This is a genomic window from Denitromonas iodatirespirans, assembly GCF_018524365.1.
GTDB classification, from domain to species: Bacteria; Pseudomonadota; Gammaproteobacteria; order Burkholderiales; family Rhodocyclaceae; genus Nitrogeniibacter; species Nitrogeniibacter iodatirespirans.
Genome location: NZ_JAEKFT010000010.1, coordinates 42,781 through 66,521, shown reverse-complemented (window position 1 = coordinate 66,521; position 23,741 = coordinate 42,781). Strand labels below are relative to the sequence as shown.

The 23,741-nt window shown below is 63.6% G+C and carries 16 protein-coding genes; 9 read left to right on the top strand and 7 right to left on the bottom strand.

The features are described 5' to 3' along the window. The first annotated feature begins 43 nt into the window (after nucleotides 1-43). The 3 genes from I8J34_RS10670 (at nucleotide 44) to I8J34_RS10660 (ending at nucleotide 3,455) form a co-directional block, all read left to right on the top strand. Nucleotides 44-487 carry a universal stress protein gene (locus I8J34_RS10670; protein WP_214361388.1) on the top strand — a complete coding sequence of 148 codons (444 nt, stop codon included), beginning with the start codon at nucleotides 44-46 and terminating at the stop codon, nucleotides 485-487. A gap of 367 nt (nucleotides 488-854) precedes the next feature. After that, nucleotides 855-1,925: a tripartite tricarboxylate transporter substrate binding protein gene (locus I8J34_RS10665; protein ID WP_214361387.1), complete on the top strand. Its 1,071-nt coding sequence runs from the start codon at nucleotides 855-857 to the stop codon at nucleotides 1,923-1,925. Nucleotides 1,926-2,405: 480 nt separating this feature from the next. Then, nucleotides 2,406-3,455, top strand: coding sequence for a porin (locus tag I8J34_RS10660; protein WP_214361386.1), 1,050 nt, complete (start codon nucleotides 2,406-2,408; stop codon nucleotides 3,453-3,455). Nucleotides 3,456-3,709: 254 nt separating this feature from the next. Here the strand turns inward: I8J34_RS10660 and I8J34_RS10655 are convergent, their stop codons facing one another. The 7 genes from I8J34_RS10655 to I8J34_RS10625 form a co-directional block, all read right to left on the bottom strand. Next, nucleotides 3,710-5,089: a glutamine synthetase family protein gene (locus tag I8J34_RS10655; protein ID WP_214361385.1), complete on the bottom strand. Its 1,380-nt coding sequence runs from the start codon at nucleotides 5,087-5,089 to the stop codon at nucleotides 3,710-3,712. A gap of 20 nt (nucleotides 5,090-5,109) precedes the next feature. Beyond that, nucleotides 5,110-6,492, bottom strand: coding sequence for an aspartate aminotransferase family protein (locus tag I8J34_RS10650; protein WP_214361384.1), 1,383 nt, complete (start codon nucleotides 6,490-6,492; stop codon nucleotides 5,110-5,112). Between the two features lie 136 nt (nucleotides 6,493-6,628). Then, entirely contained in the window at nucleotides 6,629-8,068 is a 1,440-nt protein-coding gene (locus I8J34_RS10645) for an aldehyde dehydrogenase family protein (protein WP_214361383.1), read from the bottom strand. A 263-nt stretch (nucleotides 8,069-8,331) separates the two neighbouring features. Further along, on the bottom strand, nucleotides 8,332-9,696 hold the full coding sequence (locus I8J34_RS10640; protein ID WP_214361382.1) for a glutamine synthetase family protein: 1,365 nt from the start codon (nucleotides 9,694-9,696) through the stop codon (nucleotides 8,332-8,334). Nucleotides 9,697-9,741: 45 nt separating this feature from the next. Then, entirely contained in the window at nucleotides 9,742-10,539 is a 798-nt protein-coding gene (locus I8J34_RS10635; protein ID WP_214361381.1) for a gamma-glutamyl-gamma-aminobutyrate hydrolase family protein, read from the bottom strand. Between the two features lie 21 nt (nucleotides 10,540-10,560). After that, nucleotides 10,561-11,976: an APC family permease gene (locus I8J34_RS10630; protein WP_214361380.1), complete on the bottom strand. Its 1,416-nt coding sequence runs from the start codon at nucleotides 11,974-11,976 to the stop codon at nucleotides 10,561-10,563. Beyond that, the gene (locus I8J34_RS10625) at nucleotides 11,955-13,295 is read right to left on the bottom strand and encodes an amidase (protein WP_214361379.1); all 1,341 of its coding nucleotides are present in this window, start codon (nucleotides 13,293-13,295) and stop codon (nucleotides 11,955-11,957) included. The genes I8J34_RS10630 and I8J34_RS10625 overlap by 22 nt, the downstream gene beginning before the upstream one ends. A 212-nt stretch (nucleotides 13,296-13,507) precedes the next feature. Here I8J34_RS10625 and I8J34_RS10620 point away from each other — a divergent pair, with 212 nt between their 5' ends. From I8J34_RS10620 to I8J34_RS10595, 6 genes are all read left to right on the top strand, one after another. After that, nucleotides 13,508-14,188, top strand: a complete 681-nt coding sequence (locus I8J34_RS10620) for a TetR/AcrR family transcriptional regulator (protein WP_214361378.1) — start codon at nucleotides 13,508-13,510, stop codon at nucleotides 14,186-14,188. Between the two features lie 797 nt (nucleotides 14,189-14,985). After that, complete coding sequence (locus I8J34_RS10615) at nucleotides 14,986-16,461, top strand: DUF1329 domain-containing protein (RefSeq protein WP_230411791.1); 1,476 nt, start codon at nucleotides 14,986-14,988, stop codon at nucleotides 16,459-16,461. Nucleotides 16,462-16,491: 30 nt separating this feature from the next. Further along, complete coding sequence (locus tag I8J34_RS10610) at nucleotides 16,492-18,207, top strand: DUF1302 domain-containing protein (protein ID WP_214361377.1); 1,716 nt, start codon at nucleotides 16,492-16,494, stop codon at nucleotides 18,205-18,207. A gap of 111 nt (nucleotides 18,208-18,318) precedes the next feature. Next, the gene (locus I8J34_RS10605; protein WP_230411790.1) at nucleotides 18,319-20,661 is read left to right on the top strand and encodes an efflux RND transporter permease subunit; all 2,343 of its coding nucleotides are present in this window, start codon (nucleotides 18,319-18,321) and stop codon (nucleotides 20,659-20,661) included. Between the two features lie 10 nt (nucleotides 20,662-20,671). Beyond that, a complete protein-coding gene (locus I8J34_RS10600; RefSeq protein ID WP_214361375.1) occupies nucleotides 20,672-21,673 on the top strand; it encodes a WD40/YVTN/BNR-like repeat-containing protein in 1,002 nt (333 codons plus the stop codon). 478 nt (nucleotides 21,674-22,151) lie between these two features. Next, nucleotides 22,152-23,642, top strand: a complete 1,491-nt coding sequence (locus I8J34_RS10595) for an NAD-dependent succinate-semialdehyde dehydrogenase (RefSeq protein ID WP_214361374.1) — start codon at nucleotides 22,152-22,154, stop codon at nucleotides 23,640-23,642. Nucleotides 23,643-23,741: the final 99 nt, after the last annotated feature.

The window sequence follows — 23,741 nt, the reverse complement described above, 5'->3', positions numbered from 1 at the left end:
GAATCGTGGTGAGCGTTTAGTGCACTGAATGGAGGTTCTGACTATGTACAAGCATCTGTTGGTACCGATCGATGGATCGGCGTTATCCAAGCGGGCGATGGAAGACAGTATTGAACTGGCCCGGCAATTGGGGGCCCGCATTACCGGACTCGTGGTCGAGCCCGATCTTCCGTTGGCGGTCACGAGTCGTGATGCCGAGACTTTTTCGGAGCGAATTCAGGCGCATCAGAGCGGCAACGAGATGCACGCCCAGTCACTACTCGGACAGTTCGAAGCCCGGGCCAAGGCGGCCGACGTCGACTTTTCCGGCGTTGCCGTGACCGCGTATATGGTCGATAGCACGATCGCCGAAGAAGCCAAACGGCTCGGCTGCGACATGATCGTGGTCATTACTCATGGACGAGGGGCGCTCGGGGAGCTTGTTTTTGGATCTCATGCAAAAAGATTGATCTCCAAGACCCGGCTTCCGGTGCTCGTGCTTCACTGAAATCGGTAGCGTCCGGCCTCTCGGGGGGACTGTGGTACGGAGAAGTGGACGATACCTGCCCCAAGGTAGAGCCGGATATCCGGCCCCCCGAAAGTTCGGTAGGGGATATGGCGGCCGGCGATGTCTTCGGCGCCGGTTCGATCTGGGTCGGTCAATCGACGCGGCGTCCAGCATCCGCGTATCTCCGGGGACGATGCCGGTCTTCATGCCCGGCGCATTCGCAACCGAGGTTCTTCGCTGACCATCGATTTGGCGTGCTGCCCGATATATCCGTTTTCGTGCCGAGTACGTCGGGGCTTGGGTTCGGTGAATTCCACTGAATGGAATTGCGAGGGTGTTTCATGATGTGTGATGGCATACATTGGACTTGCAAAACAAGAGCGAAGCCGCCGGTAAAAAAATCGGTCGGTGGGACGAGATCAACATCGCAAATCAGGAGACAACCATGCGATCTACCCTTATTTCCACGTTGATGGGCAGCCTGCGTCTGGCTGCAGTTGCAGTGACTACGCTTGGGGTGATGCTGCCCTCGGCGCAGGCAGCCTTCCCCGATAAACCGATTCGCATCGTGGTGCCGTTTTCGCCCGGCGGCGGCACCGACCTGGTGGCTCGCACCCTCGGTGCCGAGATGTCCAAGGAGCTTGGCCAGCCGGTGGTCATCGAGAACAAGCCGGGTGCAAGCACGGTGATCGGCACCGACACGGTGGCCAAGGCCGATCCGGATGGTTACACGCTGGTGGTCTCGACGATCGCGCATGCGGTCAATCCGAGCCTGATGGCCAAGCTACCGTACAACACGGACCAGGACTTTGCGCCGGTGATGCTGATCGCGCGCTCTCCCAACGTGCTGGTCGTTCGTCCGGACAGTCCGTACAAATCGGTGAAGGATATTGTCGCGGCTGCGACGGCCAAGCCTGGTGCGCTGACTTTTGCCTCGCAGGGGAACGGCACCTCGGCGCATCTGGCCGGCGAGTTGTTCAAGCATCTGGCCAAGATCGACATGATCCATGTGCCGTACAAGGGGGCGGGCCCCGCACTGACGGATCTGCTGGGTGGGCAGGTCGACATGATGTTCGGTACTGCTGCGGCCGTGGGAGGCTTCGTCGAGAGCGGCAAGCTGAGGGCGATTGCGGTGACCACGGCAGAGCGCTCGCCGGCACATCCCGAGCTGCCGACGATGGCCGAATCGGGTCTTGCGGGCTATGTCGCGGATAGCTGGTATGGCATCTACGCCCCGGCGGGAACACCGCCCGAGGTGATCGCCAAGCTCAATGCGGCGGCCAAGAAAGCGGCGCAGAGCGAAGCGTTCCGCAACCGGGTGCAGCCGGAGGGGCTCATGATCAGCGCCAGTACGCCTGAGGCCTACGACCAGTATGTGCGCGGCGAGATCGATCGCTGGGCCAAGGTCATCAAGGCTGCTCATATCACGACCAACTGATCCACTGATCACGTCGGCGCGTTTCGCGTCGGCGTTCCCTTTTGGTCCAGAGGGCGTCTAGGCCTCACGTCGTCGTACCCCAAATTTGAAGAACACGTTGGCAGCCCGCGCTCCGCGGGAAGCTGCCAGGGCTCCGTGTTGCCGTTTTCCCCGCCCATCTCGAAGGGAGCGCGCTCGGAAGTGGCTGATGGCTGCCAGGAGAAAGCCCTTCGTGTGGGCGAGGGCGTGTTGTCAAGCGAGAGCCCGGTGCTGAACGGATGCCGTTCGATCTTCATGGCTGGGCATGACCGTCTCTGGGGCCTTTTTCCTACCGCGATGAACCTTCCCTTCCGGGAGGGATAGCCGCTGAGGGGCCGGAACGACCTTCTTTAGCAATGCCAACACGTCAGAGGGGAGGAGACAGATCCGAATTTTATGAATTTCACGCCAAAGGCTCTGTGCGCCGCCTCGTGAGTGAGAGGGCACAAGGAGCCAGCACCAGTGACTCAAGACCTGATCAAAAGAGGAATAGAGATGAAAAAGAAACTACTCGTTGCGGCCGCCGCCAGCCTTGTGGTGGCCCCGGTGTTTGCACAATCGAACGTCAAGATCTATGGCATCGTCGATGCCGGCATTGGCTACGGCAAGGCAGGGGATACGACCTTCAACGGTGTGGTCAGCGGCCCGTACTCCGCCCCCCGGATCGGTTTCAAGGGCTCGGAAGATCTCGGTGGTGGCTTGAAGGCCGAATTCGCCCTTGAACAAGGATTTTCCATCGATACCGGAGCCCCTGCATCGGCGACAAGGCAATTTCATCGTCAGGCCTGGGTTGGCTTGAGCGGCGATTTCGGTAGCGTGGGGTTGGGGCGCCAATACGCCCCCGGTTACAACTATTCCCTCAAGTTCTCTCAGGCAGTCCCCGGCGCTACCTTCAACAGCCAGGCATTTCTCACCAACTCGATCCCCGGAGCATCAATTCAGCCCGGGACGGATGCCCGCTGGGACAACTCGATCACTTATAAGCTTCCCAAAATGGGGGCTTTCTCTGCCGAAGCGATCTACTCCTTTCAGACGGCAGAGAGCGGCGACGACAGGGGGCAGGACGACAAGATGGGGGTGGCTGCCGCCTATGCGGCAGGGCCAGTGACCGTGGGCGCGATCTACCATAACTCGCGTCGTGCCAAAGACAACCTGAAAGAGATCTATCTGGGCGGCACAATGGATTTTGGTGTGGCGAAGCTGTCTGCAAGCTACCAAACCGCCAAGGAGAACGGCGTAGTGGATGCACAGGTTGCTTATCTCGGCGTGGTCGTTCCGGTCGGAAAGGGCAAGATTCATGCTGACATTGGCCGTCTAAGCGACGACGAAAATGCTGACAACGACTCGACGTCGTTGTCGCTTGCCTACACCTATGGGTTGTCGAAGCGAACCACCGTCTATGTGATGGCAAACCGTACCACCAACGACGACAACGCCGCGCGTGGCGTGCTCGCCACCGATGATGGGGCTGCCTCCACCTCGCTGGCGGCAGGCCTTCGCCATACCTTCTGACATACAAGGGGGCGGCGAGAGGCAACTGGCCGGTTCGCTTCAGGCAAGACTGACTCCCGGATGTGAGTAGGCCTTTTCCGCCACCCAGCAAGAAAGACGCCCCGCCGAGTCGTTCTCGGCGGGGCATGATCTCCGCGGCTCGTGACCGTCATCGACAGCCGTCATTCTCGTCATCTTCCGGCTCGAATCCGCGGCCACCTCTCCACAGTCATGCAAGCCTGGGGGCCGAGAGTGAATTGCTCCTTCACAAGCTCTCAGATGACGAAGCCATACAAGTCCCATTCCGCTTCCGAAACATCGATCGCCAACCGCTGCCATTCGGCGCGTTTGATCGCGACAAAACCCTGGTGCAAGGATTCGCCCAGCACCTGGCGGACGAATTCGGAGTCGTCCAGGCGATCGATCGCGTCCAGCCAGCTTCGGGGCAGGTGGGCTGCGCGCGTGTTGCCATAGCTGTTGCCTTCCGCGGCGGGGCCAGGGTCGAGGTGGTCCTCGATGCCCTTGAGCGCTCCCGCGAGGGTGACCGCGGCGACCAGATAGGGATTGGCGTCGACGCCGGCGACGCGATGCTCGAAATGGCGCGCACTTCCCGGCGTTTCGGGGACGCGCAGCGCGACGGTGCGGTTTTCGATGCCCCAGGTGTCCGAGGCGGGCGAGTAGAGCACGGAGGCGAAGCGTCGCCAGGAATTCAGATGGGGGGCGAGGATCAGCATCGTTTCCGCAATGGTGTGGCGGATGCCGCCGATGGCCTGCAGCATGAGCGGACTCAGCGTTCCGTCCGCGCGATCGCCGAACAGGTTCTCGCCCGTCCCGTCGGCGAGCGACAGGTGCAAGTGCATGCCCGAGCCCGCCTGCTGGCCGAAGGGCTTGGCCATGAAGCAGGCCTCGAAGCCGAAGCGGCGGGCCACGGCGCGGACGAGGCGTTTTGCGATGATGACGTCGTCCGCCGCGCGCAGGAGGTCCCGATAGCGGATGGTCAGTTCGTATTGTCCGACCGCGTATTCCGAAATCAGCGCTTCGAGGGGAACGTCCAGGTGCCTGGCGCCTTCGTACACCGCGTCGAAGAACGGGGACATTTCGTCGATTTCGTCCACCGACATGGTGTTGCGGTTCAACGAACGCCGGTGGCTCAGCGCGTAGCGCGCAGGCTGGTGCTTGCCGTGCGCGTCGCGCTCCCGGTCGATCAGGTAGAACTCGAGCTCGAAGGCACCTTGCGGCCGGTAGCCCGCGGCCAGCGCCTTGTCGATCTGGCGAACGAGCGCGTGCCGGGGCTCGGCGCTGAACGGCGTGCCGTCGGCGTTGTACATGCTGACCAGCACCTGGCCGCGCTGGCTGTGCGGCTGCATGCCGAGCGTGCCGGGCAGGGGCCAGCAGCGCTTGTCGCCGCCCCCGTCGTTCAGCACCTGACCGGAGTCGTCGACGTCGTCGCCGGCCACGTCCTGCCCGAACATGGAGCTGGGCATCGCCCGCCCGGAACGATAGAGGGATTCCAACTCGTGTCGCCGGATCGACTTGCCGCGCCCGATGCCGTGGCAGTCGGTCAACACGATGTCGATGGCTTGAACGTCCGGATATCGCTCCAGGAACGCTTGGGCTTCCGCCAGGGAGGCTCCGGAGTGCGAGGCGATTTCCATTGAGGCTCCCGGCGTGACAATCAAGCGATCAGCCCGAGCTTGCGCGCGTGCTGGTAGGTCTGGTCGATGGTCTGGGATGCCTTGCTTATCAACTCGTCGACTTCGCCGCGGGAGAGGACGAAGGGCGGAGCGATGACCATGCGGTCGCCGACGGCGCGCATCACCAAGCCGTTGTCGAACGAGAAGTCGCGCGCGGCAAGTCCGATGTTCGCCGACGCGGGGAAGGTGGTGCGCGCCTGCTTGTCGGCGCAGAACTGGAAGGAGCCGATCAGGCCTTCCATGGTCGCCTCCCCGATCATCGGATGTTCCGCAAGGCTTCGCCATTTTTCCTGGAGATACGGCCCGATGTCGTCGTGAACGCGGCGCACGACGTCTTCGGATTGCATGATGTCTAGCGTGGCGAGGGCCGCGGCGCACGCGGCCGGATGGCCGGAGTAGGTGAATCCGTGGGCGAATTCGTCCCCATGCGCGAGCAGGGCGGAGGCAATGCGGTCGGAGACCGCCACGGCGCCGAGCGGTATGTAGCCGGAGGTGATGCCCTTGGCCAGGGTCATGAAGTCGGGCTGGGTGTTCATCAACTCGCAGCCGAACCAGTGCCCGGTCCTGCCGAAGCCGCAGATGACTTCATCGGAGATCAGCAGGATGTCCCGTTCCTTCAGGCCCTTGGACAACTCGGGCCAGTAGGTGGCTGGCGGAATGATGACGCCGCCGGCCCCCTGGATGGGCTCGGCGAACATCGCCGCGACCTTGTCCGCGCCGATTTCGTCGATCATGTCGAGGGTCTGGCGTGCCACATGGAGGCCGAAGCTGTCCGGGCTCATGTCGCCGCCTTCGGCCCACCATGCGGGTTGGGGGGCGTGGACGATGCCGGGAATCGGCAGCCCTCCTTGTTTGTGCATGGCGCTGAGGCCACCGAGCGAGGCGGCGGCGACGGTGGAGCCATGGTAGCTGTTGTGGCGCGAGATGAAGACGGTCTTGTCGGGCTGGCCGACCAGGTCCCAGTAGTAGCGCACAAGGCGGAAGATCGTGTCGTTCGACTCCGACCCCGATCCAGTGAACATGAAGTGGTTGAACTGGCTCGGGGTCACTTCGGCCAGCCGCTTGGACAGTTGGATCACCGGGGGGTGGGAGGTTTTGAAGAAGGTGTTGTAGAAGGGCAGCACCTCCATCTGCTTGGTCACTGCGTCGAGGATCTCGCGACGTCCGTAACCGAGGGTCGAGCACCACAGGCCGCTCATGCCGTCGAGGATCTTTTGGCCGTCGCTGTCGGTCAGGTAGACGCCGCGTGCCGACTCGATGATGCGCACGCCCTGGGCGTTGAGTTCCCGTGCGTTGGTGAAGGGATGCAGGTGGTGCGCCGCGTCAAGCGCGCGAAGTGCTGCGGTGGTGCGTACTGTGTTCATGGTTTCCTCACAACTCTCATGTGGCGCGCGTTGTCTGCGCGAAGCAATACTCTTCCGGGCCGTCGAGGCCGATGGTTGGGGGGCGTCCGGCAAAGGTGGCGGACATCGCCGGGATGAACCCCGAGGTGTGGTGGCGCTACTCTGGTGGCCAGCCGCTGACGGCCTTCACCTCGAGGAACTCCTCGATCCCCCAGACGCCGCCTTCTCGACCGATTCCCGACTGTCCGAAACCACCGAACGGACTGCCGAAGGGCAGATCGGTGCCATTGAGCCGAACCATGCCGCTGCGCAGTCGGCGAGCGATGCGGCGCGCGCGTTCGCCGTCCGTGGTCCACACGTAGGCGGCCAAGCCATACACGCTGTCGTTGGAGATCGAAACCGCTTCGGCCTCCGTGTCGAAGGGCATGATGGTGAGTACCGGGCCGAAGATCTCCTCGCGGGCGATGGTCATGGCGTTGGTGGCATCGGCGAACACCGTGGGTCGGACGTAGTAGCCGGACTTGAGCCCATCCGGACGTCCGGGGCCGCCGGCGACGAGACGGGCGCCTTCCGACATGCCGACCTCGATGAGCGCTTCGATCCGTTCGTACTGGGCGGCGCTGACGACGGGTCCGACCTGTGTTGCGTCTGACGCCGGATCGCCGACGGTCACGCTGCGGGCGACCTCGGCGGCCACTTCCACGGCGCGATCGTAGGCCGCCCGCTCGACCAGCATGCGCGCCGGCGCGTTGCAGGATTGGCCGCTGTTCTGAAAGAGCGCGCGTGCAGTGCCGGCGGCGGCCTGTTCGACATCGGTGTCGGCAAAAATGATGGCGGCGCCCTTGCCGCCCAGTTCGAGGCCGACGCGTTTGATGTTGTCGGCCGCGGTCTTGAGGACGGCCGTTCCCGCACGGGTGGAGCCGGTGAGCGAGATCACATCCACATCGGGGTGTGCGCACAGCGCTTCGCCGACGAGCGGCCCGGTGCCATGGACCATGTTGTACACGCCGGCGGGCACCCCGGCTTCGTCGAGGATCTGTGAAAACAGCTCGGCGGACAGGGGTGCGAGTTCGGACGGTTTGAGCACCATCGTGCAACCGGCCGCGAGTGCTGCACCGACCTTGAGGGTGATCTGGTTCATCGGCCAGTTCCAGGGTGTGATCAGCGCGGCCACGCCCTTGGGTTCCATCACGATGCGATTGGCCGTGTCGCCGGGGGCGAGGGGTGCTTCCCATTCGATCTTCTGCATGGCATGGACGAAATCACGCAGATGGCCGAGGCCGGCGCCGCTTTGCGCGCCGCGCGCCAAGCCGATCGGTGCACCCATCTCGATGCGCATGGCCTCGGCGATCTCGTCGCGACGGCGGGTGTAGACCTTGACGATGCGTTCGAGTAGCGCACAGCGTTCCCGAGGGGAGGTTTGCCCCCATGTCGTGAAAGCGCGGGTTGCCGCTGCGACGGCGCGATCCACGTCGTCCTTGCTACCCAGGCTGAGTTGCCCGAGCGCTTGCCCGGTGGCCGGTGACATGATGGCCATCGTCTCGGTGCCCAGGGGCGCAACCCAGCGCCCGTCGATATAGAACTGGTCAGTCGTCATTGCTGTCTCTCAGGCAGGCCACGCCCCGCGCGACGAAGCTTGGGGATGGACCCTGCGAAGGGGGCAATCGCGATCTGCGATCGCATAACAAAGTTCATGGCAGAACCGCTCATGTCCTCCGGCGGCCGGCTTCTGCCACCCGAGGGGCTCTTTGACCCCGTGCGTGCGGTGCTCGACGACCCTGCGCGCGTCCTGATCGTCGAGGACATCGTCGCTGGGGCCGGCCGACGCGGGCGCCGGGTCGGTACCGACACGCACGGGTCTCAGACGTGGAGCAAGAGGTGCTCTCGCTCCCACGGCGAGATGACTTTCATGAACTCCGCGTGCTCGACTTCCTTCACCTCCGTGTAGACGGTGACGAAGGCCTCACCCAGCACGCTGCTCAGGTCGGCATCCTTGCGCAGCAGGGTTAGCGCTTCTCCCAGGGAGCGGGGCAGTTCGTAGTCACCGTGGTAGGCGTTTCCCGTGCATTCGGTTTGCGGCTCGATGCGGTTTTTGATGCCGAGGTAGCCGCAGGCGAGCGTGGCGGCGAAGGAGACGTATGGGTTGGCATCGGCGCCGATGACCCGGTTCTCGACTCGCCGCGCCGGCGCCTCGGAGACCGGCGAGCGAATGCCGACGGTGCGGTTGTCGCCGCCCCACTGGATGTTGATGGGCGCCGCGCTGTCGCGGACCAGTCGGCGATAGGAATTCACGTAGGGGGCGAAGATGGCCATGGCCGCCGGAACATATTTCTGCAGGCCCCCGATGTACCAGTAGAACTCGCGGCTGGGGCTGCCATCCGGATTGCTGAACAGATTGCGTCCGGTTGCCGTATCGATGATGTTCTGGTGGATGTGCATCGAGCTGCCAGGCTCGCCGGCGATGGGCTTGGCCATGAACGTGGCGAACATGTCGTGGCGCATGGCCACTTCGCGCAGCGTGCGCTTGAAGTAGAACACCTCGTCGGCCAGGGCGAGCGGATCTCCGTGGAAAAAATTGATTTCCATCTGCCCGGCGCCGGCTTCGTGGATCAGCGTATCGACGTTGAGTTCCATCTGTTCGCAGAAGGCATACACCTCCTCGAACAAGGGGTCGAATTCGTTCACCGCGTCGATCGAGTAGGCCTGGCGCGAGCTTTCGGCGCGACCGCTACGGCCGACTGGCGGCGTCAGCGGGACGTCCGGATCCGGATTGCGGGCCACCAGATAGAATTCGAGCTCGGGCGCCAATACCGGCCGCCAGCCCTCGGCGGCATACAGGTCGCACACCCGCCGCAGCACGGAACGCGGCGCGAACGGTACGAGTTTGCCGTTGCGGTCGTAGCAATCATGGATGACCTGGGCGGTCGGATCCGAGGCCCAGGGGACGATGCATGCCGAGTCCGGATCGGGCCGCAGGTGCATGTCCTGGTCGGTCGGCGGAATGATGTTCTGATACGCGCCCTCGTAGGGCACCTCGCCGGTGACACCCATGGCCACCACCAGCTCGGGCAGGCGCATGCCGCGGTCTTCGGTAAACTTTTCGCGCGGCAGGATCTTGCCACGGGCGACACCGGTCAGGTCGGGGACCAGACATTCGATTTCGGTGACGTGCTTTTCATCGAGCCATTGCTCGAGCTGGGGGAACGTGCTGTCGGAACTGTGCATGTCAGATACCTGCTGTGATGTTGGGTGGGGATGCCATGTTTTTTGCTAGCCGTTGATGCCGGTCTGCGTTTTAGTCCGTTGATAGTCGCGGCAGGCCTGGCCGAACGCATCGAACAGTTTTCGGGAGTGGGGGTTGTCATGCGCTCGCCACTCGGGATGCCACTGGACGGCCAGGGAAAAGCCCCGAGCGCCGGGGCAGGAAACGGCTTCGATGACGCCGTCCGGCGCGTTTGCTTCGACGGCGAGCGATGGCGCCAGACGGTCGATGGCTTGACCATGGAGCGAGTTGACCTCGATCTGAGTCGCATCCAGGAGTTGTTCGAGCAGCGCGCCGGGGACGATGTCGACCACATGCGCCGGCCCATACTTGGTGTGCTCGGGCAGGTCGTCGCGCGTGCGGTGGTCGTTCTTTCCCGGCAGCGTGTGCACCGCGTGGTGCAGGCTGCCGCCGAGCGCAACGTTCAACTCCTGCAAGCCGCGGCAGATGGCAAAGAGCGGTATGCCCTTGTCCAACAGCCGCGGAATGAATGGCAGGACCCAGTCGTCGCGCACGGTGTCGAGTGCGCCGGGTGGGTCTTGAAGCGATTTGCCGTAGTGCGCCGGATGTACGTTGGATGGCGATCCGGTCAGCAATACGCCGTCGGCGAGGCCGAGCAGGGCGTCGAGTTCGTCATCCGTCGCGTACGGCACCAAGAGCGGCTGGCCGCCCGCGAGCCGCACGGCGTCGATGTATTTCTCGCCGACCGAGAACGAGGTCGTTCCGTCGATGCTCTTGCGGCATGCGGGGAGCAGGATCAGCGGGCGTGTCGTCTCGGTGGTATCGCGAGGCAATGTTGAGCGCATGGTGGTGATTCCGGAGTTGGTCTAGACGGCCAGTTCGACGCGATGGCGCGCACTGAGAAAGCGCCAGTAGCCCAGGCCGAGCACAAGCCACATCGCGCCCATGAACAGGGCCGTAGCTGCCATGCCCGAGAACACCGCGAGAACCACGGCGATGCCGAGAATCGGGACGCACCAATGGGCCAGATAATTCTTGCTGCGCTTGCGCCAGGCGAAATGTACGAGGACAGAGAGATGCAGCAGCAGGAAGGCGGACAGCGCGCCGAAATTCACGAACGAGGCCATCAGATCGATGTCGTTGCGCAGCACGATGGCGACGATCAAGGAGAACGCGCTGGCAAAGAGCAGGGCGATGTGCGGGGTGCCATGCTTCTTGTGCAGACGCGCAAAGGCGTGGGGTAGCTGGCGGTCGCGCCCCATCGCGAAGAGCACCCGAGCAACGCCGATCTGCATCGGCAACGCATTGGTGAAGCCCACGATCAGCGCCAGCAGCCAGGCCAGGGCTGTCGAGGCCCACGGTCCGATGCGATCGGCGGTCAGTTCGAAGATCGCCGTGGCAGGATCTTGGACGTCGAGTCCGATCATCAGGTTGCCGAGCACCCAGGTGAGCAGCACGAAGAACGCGCCGGCGATCAACAGGACGTGCATGATCGCCCGGCCCACCACTTTTCGGTCCCCGCCCTTGACTTCTTCGGCCAGGGTGGAGATGGCGTCGAATCCGAGGAAGGACAGTACGCAGATCGATGTGCCTGCGAAGACATGGGTGGCAGAGAACCCTTCGGCCGAGTAGAACGGCGCCAGCGTGAGGCCGCCGCTGCCTTTTCCCTGGTAGAGCGCGTAGATGCAGAGCGCCATCAGGGTGAGCACCATGAGGATTTGGGCCTTGACGGAGAAGACGTTGACCCGTGAGGTGACGGTCACGCCAAACCAGTTGATGCCGACCGCGGAGGAGATCAGGATGACCAGCCATGCCGCCCGGGGAATTTCGGGAATCAGAGTCCCCATGCCGACCGACATCAACAGAAACACCAGTGCCGGAATCAGCAGGTAGTCGAGCAGGATCAGCCATCCGGCGACGAACCCGGCGAGCCCGCCCAGACAGTGGCGCGCGAAGCCATATACGGAACCCGCGTTGGGGACTTCTTCGGTCATCACCGCGTAGCTCTTGGCAGTGAAATACATGCACAGCGCGCCGAGCAGGTAGGCGAGCGCCACCAGACCGGCCGAGGCATTCCACACGAAGCCGAGCGTTGCCAACGGCGCCACCGGTGCGATGTAGGCGAGCCCATAGGCGAGCAGATCGCGGTACTCGAGGCTGCGGGTGAGGGTTTCAGCGCCGGCTTTCGGGGCAGGGGATTGCGCGGTGGTCGTCTTCATGCCTCTCTCCTTGGAGTTTTTTTCAAGCGTTGGATCAACCGCTACAGGCTCGGGAAGGTCCAAGGCAGCTGACGTTCGATGGCGGCGCCAATCCTCAGGACCATGAGCTCGTCGAAGGTGGGGCCCACGATCTGTACGCCTGTTGGCACGCCGTTGGACGCGAGTCCCGAGGGGGCGGCAAGGATCGGATGTCGACTGAGTAGGTTGAACGGATAGGTGAGGCCCTTGCTCATCAGGTTGGTATGCGCATCCTTCATGCCTTCGGCGGGGGTGCTGGTGTCGGCCAGGGTCGGGCAGATCAGCGCATCGTAGCGGTCGAGCACCTGCCGTAGTCCGGTGTGCATGGTCTCGATGGCGGCGTTGGCTGCATGGAACATGCCCGGGGTAATGCCGGTGGCGGCATCGGCGAAATGGACAACGTAGTCGCTCACTTTTTCGCGATGGTCGCGGATCGCATCGACGAGGGGGAGCCCCAGCATGAACCCCAGATAGTGGGTAAAAGTGTCCCTGACCCAGGGGCCCCAGGGGATGTCGACCTCGTCGACCGTGGCGCCCTGGTCGCGGAGGGCCTGGGCAACTTTGTGCGTGTTGGCACGCACTTCGTCCGATACGTCGACGTAGCCCAGATCGAGAGAGAGCGCGATCCTGAGGCCATGGACCGATTCGAAGTCGGCGGGGAGGGTCAGCTTCGGTTTGATGGTTGCCGGATCGGCGGCGTGCGGGCCGTTGACGACGTTGAACATCAGCGCGCAATCGCCTACGGAGCGGCCCATGACGCCGTTGTGGTTGCAGGGGTTCATTGCGTAGGAGAAGCTCGCCTCCGGCACGCGACCATAGGAGGGTTTCAATCCGTAGACGCCGCAATAGGCCGCGGGAATGCGGATCGAACCGCCGATGTCCGAGGCTGTCGCCAGCGTGGTCATGCCGGCAGCCAATGCTGCCGCGCTCCCGCCGGAGGAACCCCCGCAGGTCACGTCGGTGTTCCAGGGATTGCGCGTGACGCCATGCCGACGTGAGCGGGTAAATCCCGCCAGATAGAACTCGGGAACGTTGGTCTGGCCATGAATGACCGCGCCTGCGTCGAGAAGGCGATCGACGATCGGGGCATTGCGGTCATCCGCCTCATCGCCACACAGCCACGAGCCCTGGGTCGTGTGAAGCCCCTTCAACATGTGCTCGTTCTTGAGCAGCGTCGGAATGCCCTCGAGTGCGCGGGCCGATTCGGGCGCCGTCATGTAGCGATGCTCTGCTGCCTTGGCCTGTTGCAGGGCGTCTTCGATGCGGCGGTAGCTCAGGGCGTTGATCGTGGGCTCGAGTCGCTCGATGCGAGCCAAGTGGGCGTTCAACAATTCCACCGGAGAAAGCTGGCGAGACCGAAACATATGGAGGGCTCGGGTCGCGCTGAGATAGCAAAGCTCCGAATCTGATTTTGAGTTCATTGGATGGATCTGCGCTAGTGTGTTGAACCGAGTATAAACCGAACAAAAGGTCGGAAACAAGATGGGTTGCTGTTTTGATGTCGATGGGCCGGTCGGCTACAATGCGTCACCGAAAATTGGCCGGCGATGTCCGGCTATCAGTGAGATTTGAAGACATGCCTCGAAGCAAGCCGGCGGGCGCGGAAGTGAAGGGTCGTCCCGATGCCACCGTCAAGTTGCGTCGCCTGCATCCGCGTCGAACGCCGAACCAGGCGCGTAGCCGGGATACTGTGCAGGCGGTGTTGCGCGCAGCGGGCGACGCGATTGAGCGCGATGGCCTGGATCGGTTGACGACTCGGCGCATTGCGGCGCTGGCGGGGATTTCCGTTGGGGCCTTGTATGAGTACTTTCCCAACAAGCAAGCGGTGGTCTATGCCCTGGTCACCGACTGGATGGAGCGTGTATTCAGCTTGCTCGACGGCCTCCATCCGGTGCGCGGCGGGGCGGAGGACATTCTGTCCTACCTGGGAAAGCAGATCGATCAGATGGCCGATCTGTACCGGGCGCAGCCGGGTTTGGGGGCGCTCATCACGATGGTGACCTCGGTGGCCGAGTTGCGCGATGCGGTCCAGAAGCATGACGAGCGGTGCGAGGCGTCGGTGGCCAGTGCGCTGCAATACTTTGCGCCCGAGGCCGACGCGCAGGACGTCCATTCTGCCGCCAGGACGATCGCCATCATTGCGCACGAAATTCTGTGCGAGGCGGTTGCCCGCAACGCGCCCGATGCCGACCGGCTCATGCGGAACCTGAAGATCTGCGTGTTTGCGCTTGGTACTCGCCTTCTGCTGCCGCGCTAGCTGACTGGCGGGTGATTCGGTCGGGCTCACCTGTCGTGCGGGCTGAAGGTGCAATGCCGCCGCGCCTCGTTCCCTTTTCTCAAGGTTGACGACCTTCCCCTGGGGGTTGTGCGCCCAGGGTGCTAGGCGCGCGCACGCGGCGAGCGGATGCGGTGGTTCTCGTGGCGCGCTGCTTGCCCGTGCGAGGACCGGGCGGGTGCTTGCTGCTCATGTCCCCAGCTGGCGCAGCGGATCGGCTTCACGTCCGCCAGCGTCCTGAGTGTTTGCCGCCACGCTGGCGGTTCGCGGCCGTCGGGTGGTCGCACCCCACCCCTCGGCGCTCGCCGAAGGGTCTCTTCGTTCCATTTCTCGTGTTGGTCTGGACTTGCGTCCCGACTCGTTTTGCTCGGTGTTCGTCTCGCCGTCACCAGGGGTGCGTCCGCTGGCGGATGGATGGGGTGGTGCTTCTTGGGCCTGGTTTGCCCGGTTCGTCTTCGATGTTTCTGGGCATGGTGTGTTCATTTTTTGCTTCGGTGCGCAATGGCGCTGCGCCAAGTTGGGGCGCGGATTTTGAGTGGCGCATTGTTGCGGTGCGTTCGACGTGCAGTCGCCCATGGCCCTCCTCTTTGCTCACGGAAATCCTTGAAACCGAACTTTTGTTCGACTTATACTGGGATTGAAGGGGCTCGCAGCAGGCAGAAATTGCCTCGCTGGAGACGGAAAAAGACCCCAGGAAAACCGTGGCACGGTTACTGCAGATGGGACGTTGGCTTGGCTGTTTGCCAATTCCGGGTCCGTCATTGTTAGGAGACACTAAGATGCATCGTTCGGACGTCCCCCTCGGGGAAAAACAAACCCGCTTCATGCCCCTTGGGGCACCCTTGGTGCTGCGGGGTGGTGCCGTCGGCGCATGCCGGCGCACTGCGCATCTGGCGCACTTGGCGCTCGCGATGGCGCTGAGCTTCGCCGGATCGGCGGTTCATGCGGCGGATGCTGCGTCGCTCGGCGGGCCGCTCACGCCCGTGGGAGGAGAGCGCGCCGCCAATGCGGACGGGAATATTCCCGCCTGGAGCGGAGAGAACCCGGTGCTGCCCGGGTGGGATGCGAAGAAGCTGCGCGGTGAGTTCTGGAAGTACAAGGGAGAGAAGCCGAAGTTCTCCATTGACGCCAGCAACGTGGATCAGCATGCGGAACGCTTGTCCCCCGGGCAGATCGCACTGATCAAGCAGGTTCAGGGCTATCGTGCCGATGTCTATCCGACGCACCGCTCCTGCGGCGTGCCCGACTTCGTGGCCGAGAACACGAAGAAGAATGTCGGCTTTGCGAAGATCGCCGAGGACGGCTGGACGCTCAAGGAGGCCATGCTTCCCGGTACGCCTTTCCCGATTCCGAGTTCCGGCATCGAGGCGATCTGGAACCAGAAGATGCGTTACCGCGGCTTGTCGGCGACCTGGCCGAACGCCACTGCCAACGTGTCACCTCGCAGAGGCGGCGACGAGTGGATCACGGCGGGCTACGACGAGACCATGTTCTGGCCGTGGGCAGCCGAGGGGGCGACGAAGTTGAGCGAGACGAACTCGATCTATTCGCACGTCTACTTCACTTTCCTCAGTCCGGTGGCGCTCGCCGGGCAGGCCGCATCGATTACCGACTACGTCAACCAGCCGGGCACCGAGAGTTATCTCTACTTCCCGGGGCAGCGCCGGGTTCGCCGGTTGCCGTCGTACGCGTACGACTCGCCCACGCTCGGGTTCGAAAACCAGTATGCGCTCGACGAGACCCAGGTGTTCATGGGGGCGCCGGACCGTTTCGACTGGAAGTTGGTGGGCAAGAAGGAAATCTATGTGCCTTACAACTCGTTCGGCGCCTATGACTTCAAGGCCAAGGCGGATGAGGTGCTGTTGCGGGACTTCATTGCCCCGTCGCACCGTCGCTATGAGCTGCATCGTGTCTGGGTGGTCGAGGGGACGGTCAAGGACGGGGTTCGTCACACCTCTCCGAAGCGGGTCTTGTACCTGGACGAAGACAGTTGGAACGCGGTGTTGGCGGAAGACTACGACGCGCAAGGCAATCTATGGAAGGTACGTGAGGGCTATCTGATTCCGGTGTTCGAGACCGGTAGCTGCGATGTGGCGGCCTTCTCCCAGTACAACCTGCCCGAAGGCCGTTACCTGATTGATTTCCACACTATCGGTACGGGCGTCGGACCGCAATGGACGGTCGAGGCGACCGGCCCGCGACATCGAGGCAGTTTCTACCGCGCGGAGAACCTGCGTGCGATCAGCGATCGCTAATGCAGCGCCAATTGGGATCAGGAGGCACAAATGAATAAGCACAGAGCGATTCAATCGGCATTGGCGGTCGCGGCTGCCACCGCTGCGAGCGGGGTCTGGGCGGTGGGCTTTACGCTGAGCGATGGCGCCATCCGCGGGAACTTCGATTCGACGATCACCGCGGGCGTCGGGGTTCGGACCCGGGCGCCAGGCTGCGACACCTACGTGGGTACCGACACCTTGGCATTCACGCCGGGCGGTGGCACCCCCAGCGGTACCTCGCCCGGGTGTCTGGATGCCCTCTCCGGATACAACGATCAGGGCAACCTCAACTACAAGAAGGGCGAGGCATTCACGCAGTATCTGAAAGGGACGCACGAGCTGTTTCTGCGTTTTCCGGAGCGCATCAAGTTCCTGGCGCGGGTCAACTGGGTCAAGGACTTTGCCGCTACCGATACCTCGGGCTACGTCAGCGGCTATGGTGGCCAGTCCCTGACGTCGGATGCCAAGGAGGAGTTGAACTTCAAAGCGCGACTGCTGGATCTTTGGGTCAGCAAGGAGTTCGACATCAACGAGCGCCTGGCGCGGCTGCGCGTCGGCAATCAGGTCATCAGCTGGGGCGAAAGTCTGTTCCTCCCCGGCGGTGTCAACCAGACCAATGCGGTGGACTTGATGCGCTTGTCGCAGCCGGGCACCCAGCTGAAGGAAGCCTTCCTGCCTGCGCCGATTGCCAGCCTCGCCGCCGGACTCGGCCACGGGGTCAACGTCGAGGCCTATGTGCAGCATGGCTGGGAGCGCAACTACTTTCCGCCGGTGGGCAGCTACTGGTCGACCTCGACGATCGGCAAGGGGGCGGACCAGTTCGCCAACGGCACGCCCGGGGTGGCGATGCCGACCCGGGATACGCCGCGAAACGGTGGTCAGTACGGCGTGTCGGTGCACTACGAACCTGAGGACACGCAGCTCAACCTCGGCTTCTATTTCATCAACTACCATGACAAGGCGCCGGTCGCGGTCATCGAGAACGGGTTCCCGGAGTTCACTTACCTGGAGGATCGCAAGGTCTTCGGCGTGAGTGCGAACTTCCCACTGGGGAACTGGGCGATCGGAACCGAGCTGTCGTATCGACCCAAGGATGCGGTGCCGCTGAACTCGTCGGCCAACTTCTTCACCTGCCCCGACAACAAGTGCTACATCGAGGAGGAGAAGTATCAGTTCCACCTCACTGGCCTGCTGCAGTTGTCGCCGGGCGATCATGGCGCCATTCTCGATTTCCTCGGCGCCGATAGCGGGCTGCTGCTCGCGGAGGCCGCGGTCGTCAAGTATCCCAACCTGCCGAAGAACTATGTGACGGGCGCCGGTTCCTGGCCGATCGCCTCCGGTGCCTGGTTCTGGGGCGCTCTGACGGCAAACGATTCCTTCTTCACGCCTGCACCGTTCGCCGGATCGGTTCCGTCGGAGGGAACTCGTACCTCGTGGGGGTACAACGTCGACTTCAGCTGGACCTACGACGGCAGCTTGATTCCCGGCTGGCAGGTGACGCCGGAGATCTTCTTCTTCCACGCTGTGAAGGGAAGGACCCCCAACGCTTCCGCGCTGTTCATGGAAGGGGCAAAGGCCGCCAACTTCGTCGTGACATTCACCAAGAATCCCGCGTCCTGGGTGGTCGGCGTGAACTACGCGAAGTTCTGGGGCGGCGAGAACGTGTTCGACCAGCCCCTGCGTGACCGCGACTTTGTCGGTGCGTACGTTTCCCGCAACTTCTAACGATGCCTGCCGGCGGGGCCTCCACAGGCTTCGCCGGCGTCGATGAGCGCTACGCCCATGCCCAACCCATTGAACGTTGACATAATCGATCGCTGGCTGACGAGCACGATCATGGCGGCGGAGAAGTTCATTTTCCGCTTTCGCCGAGCCGTTCTGATCTGCCTCGGCCTGTTTACGATCCTCATGGCCTTCTTTGCGAACAATCTGCACATGGATGCGGGTTTCGAGAAGCAGATGCCGATCGGTCACGAGTACATCCAGACCTTTCAGAAGTACCGCAGCGACGTCCTCGGGGCCAACCGACTGACGGTGGTCGTGAAGTCCCGGCATGGATCGATCTGGACCAAGGAAGCGCTCTCGCGGCTGTACGACGTGACCCAGGCCGTGATGTTCCTGCCCAACGTGTCCCGCCTCGGTGTGCAGTCCTTGTGGACCCCGAACGCCTTCGTCAATGAAATCACCGAAGAGGGCTTTCGCGCCGAACCGCTGATTCCCGGAACGGTGACCGTCAAGGCGCTGGGCGATGACGTCATCGCAGGTATCCAGCGCCGAACCGTCCAGGGGGGATTCCTCGGCACGCTGGTGGCGCACGACCAAACCAGTGCCATGATCACGGCAGACATCACCGAGACCGGTGCCGACGGCGAGAAGATCGATTACATCGACTACAACCACCTGCTCGAGACCCAACTGCGGGCAAAGTTCGAGAACGACGACTACGAGATCCAGATCATCGGTTTTGCCAAGCAGATCGGCGATGTTGCCGACGGCGCTCAGGGCGTTCTCGAGTTCTGCCTCATCGCCCTGCTGCTGACCGGGGTCGCCGTCTATTGGTACTGCCAGTCGGTGCGCCTGACGCTGCTGCCGATCGTCTGTTCTCTGGCATCCCTGGTGTGGCAGTTCGGAACCTTGCGGCTGCTCGGATACGGTCTGGATCCGCTGGCGGTGCTGGTGCCCTTCCTCGTGTTCGCCATCGGGGTGTCACATGGCGTGCAGCAGATCAACTACATCGTGCGCGAGATTTCTCATGGCAAGACGACCGAGCAAGCCGCGCGTGCCAGCTTCAGCGGTCTGCTGATTCCGGGCGTGCTGGCCCTCGTGACCGCGTTCGTTTCCTTCATCACCCTGGCGCTGATTCCGATTCCCATGGTGCGCGAACTGGCGGTGACCGCGTCGATCGGTGTCGGATTCAAGATCATCACCAATCTCGTGATGCTGCCGGTGACCGCATCCTTCTTCAACTTCTCCGAGGACTTTGCCACCAAGGCCATGCTCAAGCGCGAGAAACGGGCGCGCTGGTTGCGCTCGCTCGCGCGCGTGGCAGAGCCGAAAAATGCCGCCGCCGTCCTCGGCGTTGTCGCGGTGGTGTTCGCCCTGGCCGTCTGGCAGAGCCATGGGCGCTTGGTCGGGACCGTGGAGCCGGGGGCTCCGGAACTGAGGCCTGACGCCCGCTTCAATCTCGACGCGGTGTCCATCGCCAAATCCTACGATACCGGGCTGGACTGGTTCACCGTCATGTTCGAAGCGGCGTCGGGCTCGTGCGACAAGGTCGCAGTCGGCGTCTATCAGGATGACTTCGTCGCCCAGATGCGCCATGTCGAGGGGGTGGTGTCGGTGAGCAGCTATGCCGATATCCTGCGCACCTACAACGAGGGCTACAACGAGGGCTACCCGAAGATGGCGGTGGTGCCGATCGACCCGGGCAACTACGCGGGCCTGTCGGTGGAGATCGCGCGTATTCCCGGCTACATGAAGAAAGATTGCAGCATGGTCGCGGCGCATCTCTTTTTGGCCGACCACAAGGCGTCGACCATCAACCGTGTCGTCGCGGCCGTGAAGGCCTATCGGGACGACAACCCGATGCCGGGCGTGCATATTGCGCTCGCTTCGGGCAATGCCGGGATTCTGGCGGCGGTGAACGAAGAGGTGGAAAAGAGCGAGTTGCCGATGATGCTCTATGTCTACGCCGCCATCGTCGCGCTGGTTTTCCTGGTGTATCAGGACTTTCGGGCCGTCATCGCCTGCTGCCTGCCGCTGACGGTCGGTACCTTCATCGGCTACTGGTTCATGAAGGAACTGCAGATCGGCCTGACCGTCGCCACCTTGCCGGTCATGGTGCTCGCCGTGGGCGTGGGGGTCGACTACGCCTTCTATATCTACAACCGCCTGCAGTTGCACCTGGCCGGCGGCGAGCCGATCGTGAAGGCGCTCGAACACTCCATTCTCGAAGTTGGCATGGCGACCATCTTCACGGCCATCACGCTGGCCGTCGGTGTGGCCACGTGGTCGTTCTCGGCCCTGAAATTCCAGGCCGACATGGGCAAGCTGCTGGCCTTCATGTTCATGATCAACCTGGTGATGTCCATGACGGCACTGCCGGCCCTGGCGGTGTGGCTGGAAAAACTCTTCCCCCGCAAGGGGCCCGTGCGTGTGCCGGGCATTCTGAACCACTGAGACCGAGCCCATGAAACGATTCGTTCAACTGATATGTTGGGTCGTGCTGACGAGCCTTTCCGGGATCGTCGCCGCCATCCAGGAGCCCGCCGCGCTCACGCAACAGCCGGCACGCACCAGTCCGTTCGCCAGCGCTGCCTCGATACTCGCGGCCACCTCGGCCGGGGCGAGACAGGTGGCCGTGGGCGACCAGGGCACCGTGCTGCTCTCCGACGACGACGGTCGCAGTTTCCGTCAGGCATCGTCCGTTCCGACGCGCGTCACCCTGACCAGCGTCTCCTTTGCCGACCCGAAGCATGGTTGGGCGGTGGGGCAGTGGGGGACGATCCTGGTGACCGAAGACGGCGGCGAAAACTGGCGCCTGCAGCGTACCGACACCAGCACGGATCGGCCCTTGTTCGCGATCCATGCCATCGATCGGCAGCGTGCGGTGGCGGTTGGCCTATGGTCCCTGGTTCTCGTGACCGGCGACGGCGGACAGACCTGGCAGGCCCGCCAGCCGCCTGCGCCGCCGGACGGGGGCAGGGCGGACCGCAACCTGCTCGGAATGTTCGCGCATGGCGACGACATTTATGTGCCCGCCGAGCGAGGGCTGGTGCTCACGTCGGCCGACGGCGGAAACACTTGGCGCTACCTCGACACCGGCTACCGGGGTTCGTTGTGGGCCGGTATCGCCCTCGACGACGGCGTGCTGCTGGTCGGCGGCCTGCGTGGGAGCGTCTATCGCAGCGAAGATCGCGGCGATACCTGGCAGGCGATCGACGTCGGGACCACGAGTTCGATCACCGATTTCGCCGACTCTGCGCAAGGTGTCGTTGCGGTCGCACTCGACGGCGTCGTGTTGCGAAGTACGGATGGCGGCGTGCGTTTCAGCGTTGCGCAGCGCGACGACCGCGCCGCGCTCACGGCCGTGCTGACCAGTGAGAGCGGCCGGACCGTCGGTTTCTCCAAGCGCGGGGTCGTCGACGACTTACTGCCTCAAGCTTCCCGAACCCCTGCGGGTAGACCGTAGCGGCAAAGGGGTGGCGCAACACGCTCGGCGATCGGCCGGCGAACGGTTTCCCTTTCTCTCTCCTCAGTCGCACCTTTTCGCCCGGACGGTTCCGGGCGTTTTTTTGGGCGTGTCCTGGGATGTGGTGCAAGAGAGTGAGGTGTTTCGTCTCTTCCCGGGACGCCGCGCCTTTTCATCCGTCACTCCGCGAGTGCCGCCCTTCCAAACGGTTCTCGATGCGTTCAAGCGTACCTCCGGCGCGCGGCGTAAGGTATCGGCGGAGCAAGCGCGCGGTTGTCCTGGTCCGTCCGCACTGTCGGTTGCCGGGGTTCCGCAGAATGTTCCGTCTGCCCGGCGAATTCGCCATTTGCTGCTGCTGAGCTCCCCGCCGACGCGCTCATCGTTCCTTCGCCCATCCCTAAGCTGTGTACATCGGATTCGTGTCCGCTCCGGCGGCGGCGACGTCCGCATTGACTAACCTGAATGCAGAGGATGAGCGATGACTTCGACCCTGACTCTCACGCCGGCACGTGAGGACCTGATCCAATCCCGTAACTTCATTGGCGGCACGTGGTGCGAGGGCGCCGACGGCCGACGCTTCGACGTCCTCGACCCGGCCGACGACAGTCTTGTCGTCCAGGTGGTCGATAGTGGCGAGGCCGATGCCAAGGCGGCGGTCGATGCCGCCAGCGCCGCCTTCCCCGCCTGGCGGGACACCCCGGCACGCCAGCGCGCGCAGCTGCTCAAGCGCTGGCATGCGGCGATCATCGCGAACCAGGAGGATCTGGCGCGATTGATCTCGCGTGAGCAGGGCAAGCCGCTCGCGGAAGGGCGCGGCGAGGTGCTGTATGCGGCGAGCTATGTCGAGTGGTTCGCCGGGGAGGCGGTTCGCGCCTACGGCGATCTCATCCCGGCTGCGGTGGGCGGGCGTCGCATGTCGGTGGTCAAGGAGCCGGTCGGCGTGGTGGCGGCGGTGACGCCGTGGAACTTCCCCGCGGCGATGATCGCCCGCAAGATTGCGCCCGCGCTGGCCGCCGGCTGCACGGTGGTGTGCAAGCCCGCCGAAGACACCCCGCTCACCTCGCTGGCGCTGGTGCGGCTCGCCGAAGAGGCCGGCCTGCCCGCCGGCACCCTCAACATCGTCACCGCATCGCGCGACACCACGCCGACCGTGGTCGGCCAGTGGCTGGCGGATGCGCGGGTGCGCAAGATCACCTTCACCGGGTCGACCCCGGTGGGCAAGCACCTGGCCCGCGAATCGGCGGCGACGCTCAAGAAGCTTTCGCTCGAGCTGGGCGGCAACGCCCCCTACATCGTGTTCGAGGACGCCGATCTCGATGCCGCCGTGGAAGGCCTGATGGCCGGCAAGTTCCGCAACGGTGGGCAGACCTGCGTGAGCCCCAACCGGGTGTTCGTGCATGACGCCGTCCATGACGCCTTCGTGGCCAAGCTCGCCGAGCGCATGAGCAAGCTCACCGTGGGACCGGCCACCCGTCCCGATGCGCTCATCGGCCCGATGATTAACGCGCGCGCGGTGGAGAAGATCCTGCGCCACATCCAGGACGCGCTGGACAAAGGCGCGCGGCTGGTGCTCGGCAATACGCAGGCCCTCGAGCAGCTCGGCCCCAACTACGTGATGCCCGCCCTCATCACCGGGGCGACCACCGACATGGCGCTCGCGCACGAGGAGACCTTCGGCCCGGTGGTGCCGGTGTTCCGCTTTGCCAGCGAAGCGGAGGTGGTCGAGATCGCCAACGCCACCCCCTACGGCCTCGCCGCCTACTTCTACTCCAACGACATGGACCGGGTGTGGCGCGTCGCCGCTGCGTTGGAGTCGGGCATCGTCGCGATCAACGAGGGCGCGTTCGCGTCCGAGGCCGCGCCCTTCGGTGGCATCAAGGATTCCGGCTATGGCCGCGAGGGCTCGCGCTACGGCCTCGACGAGTACATGCATACCAAATATCTGTGCCAGGGCAACCTGAAGCGCTGATCTTCTGGCCGCGTCGATCGTAGTCGCGGTCGACGCGGCGCCTTGGAGCCCCCAATAGAATGCCCCCGCGTTGGGGGCATTCTATTGGGGGCTCTTATC

Bases quoted from the DNA above. Each gene is read 5' to 3' on its own strand.
- I8J34_RS10650 (WP_214361384.1), bottom strand. From the start codon at position 6,492: ATGAACACAGTACGCACCACCGCAGCACTTCGCGCGCTTGACGCGGCG.
- I8J34_RS10640 (WP_214361382.1), bottom strand. From the start codon at position 9,696: ATGCACAGTTCCGACAGCACGTTCCCCCAGCTCGAGCAATGGCTCGAT.
- I8J34_RS10605 (WP_230411790.1), top strand. From the start codon at position 18,319: ATGGCGGCGGAGAAGTTCATTTTCCGCTTTCGCCGAGCCGTTCTGATC.
- I8J34_RS10635 (WP_214361381.1), bottom strand. From the start codon at position 10,539: ATGCGCTCAACATTGCCTCGCGATACCACCGAGACGACACGCCCGCTG.
- I8J34_RS10645 (WP_214361383.1), bottom strand. From the start codon at position 8,068: ATGACGACTGACCAGTTCTATATCGACGGGCGCTGGGTTGCGCCCCTG.
- I8J34_RS10595 (WP_214361374.1), top strand. From the start codon at position 22,152: ATGACTTCGACCCTGACTCTCACGCCGGCACGTGAGGACCTGATCCAA.
- I8J34_RS10610 (WP_214361377.1), top strand. From the start codon at position 16,492: ATGAATAAGCACAGAGCGATTCAATCGGCATTGGCGGTCGCGGCTGCC.
- I8J34_RS10655 (WP_214361385.1), bottom strand. From the start codon at position 5,089: ATGGAAATCGCCTCGCACTCCGGAGCCTCCCTGGCGGAAGCCCAAGCG.
- I8J34_RS10625 (WP_214361379.1), bottom strand. From the start codon at position 13,295: ATGTTTCGGTCTCGCCAGCTTTCTCCGGTGGAATTGTTGAACGCCCAC.
- I8J34_RS10600 (WP_214361375.1), top strand. From the start codon at position 20,672: ATGAAACGATTCGTTCAACTGATATGTTGGGTCGTGCTGACGAGCCTT.
- I8J34_RS10615 (WP_230411791.1), top strand. From the start codon at position 14,986: ATGCATCGTTCGGACGTCCCCCTCGGGGAAAAACAAACCCGCTTCATG.
- I8J34_RS10620 (WP_214361378.1), top strand. From the start codon at position 13,508: ATGCCTCGAAGCAAGCCGGCGGGCGCGGAAGTGAAGGGTCGTCCCGAT.
- I8J34_RS10670 (WP_214361388.1), top strand. From the start codon at position 44: ATGTACAAGCATCTGTTGGTACCGATCGATGGATCGGCGTTATCCAAG.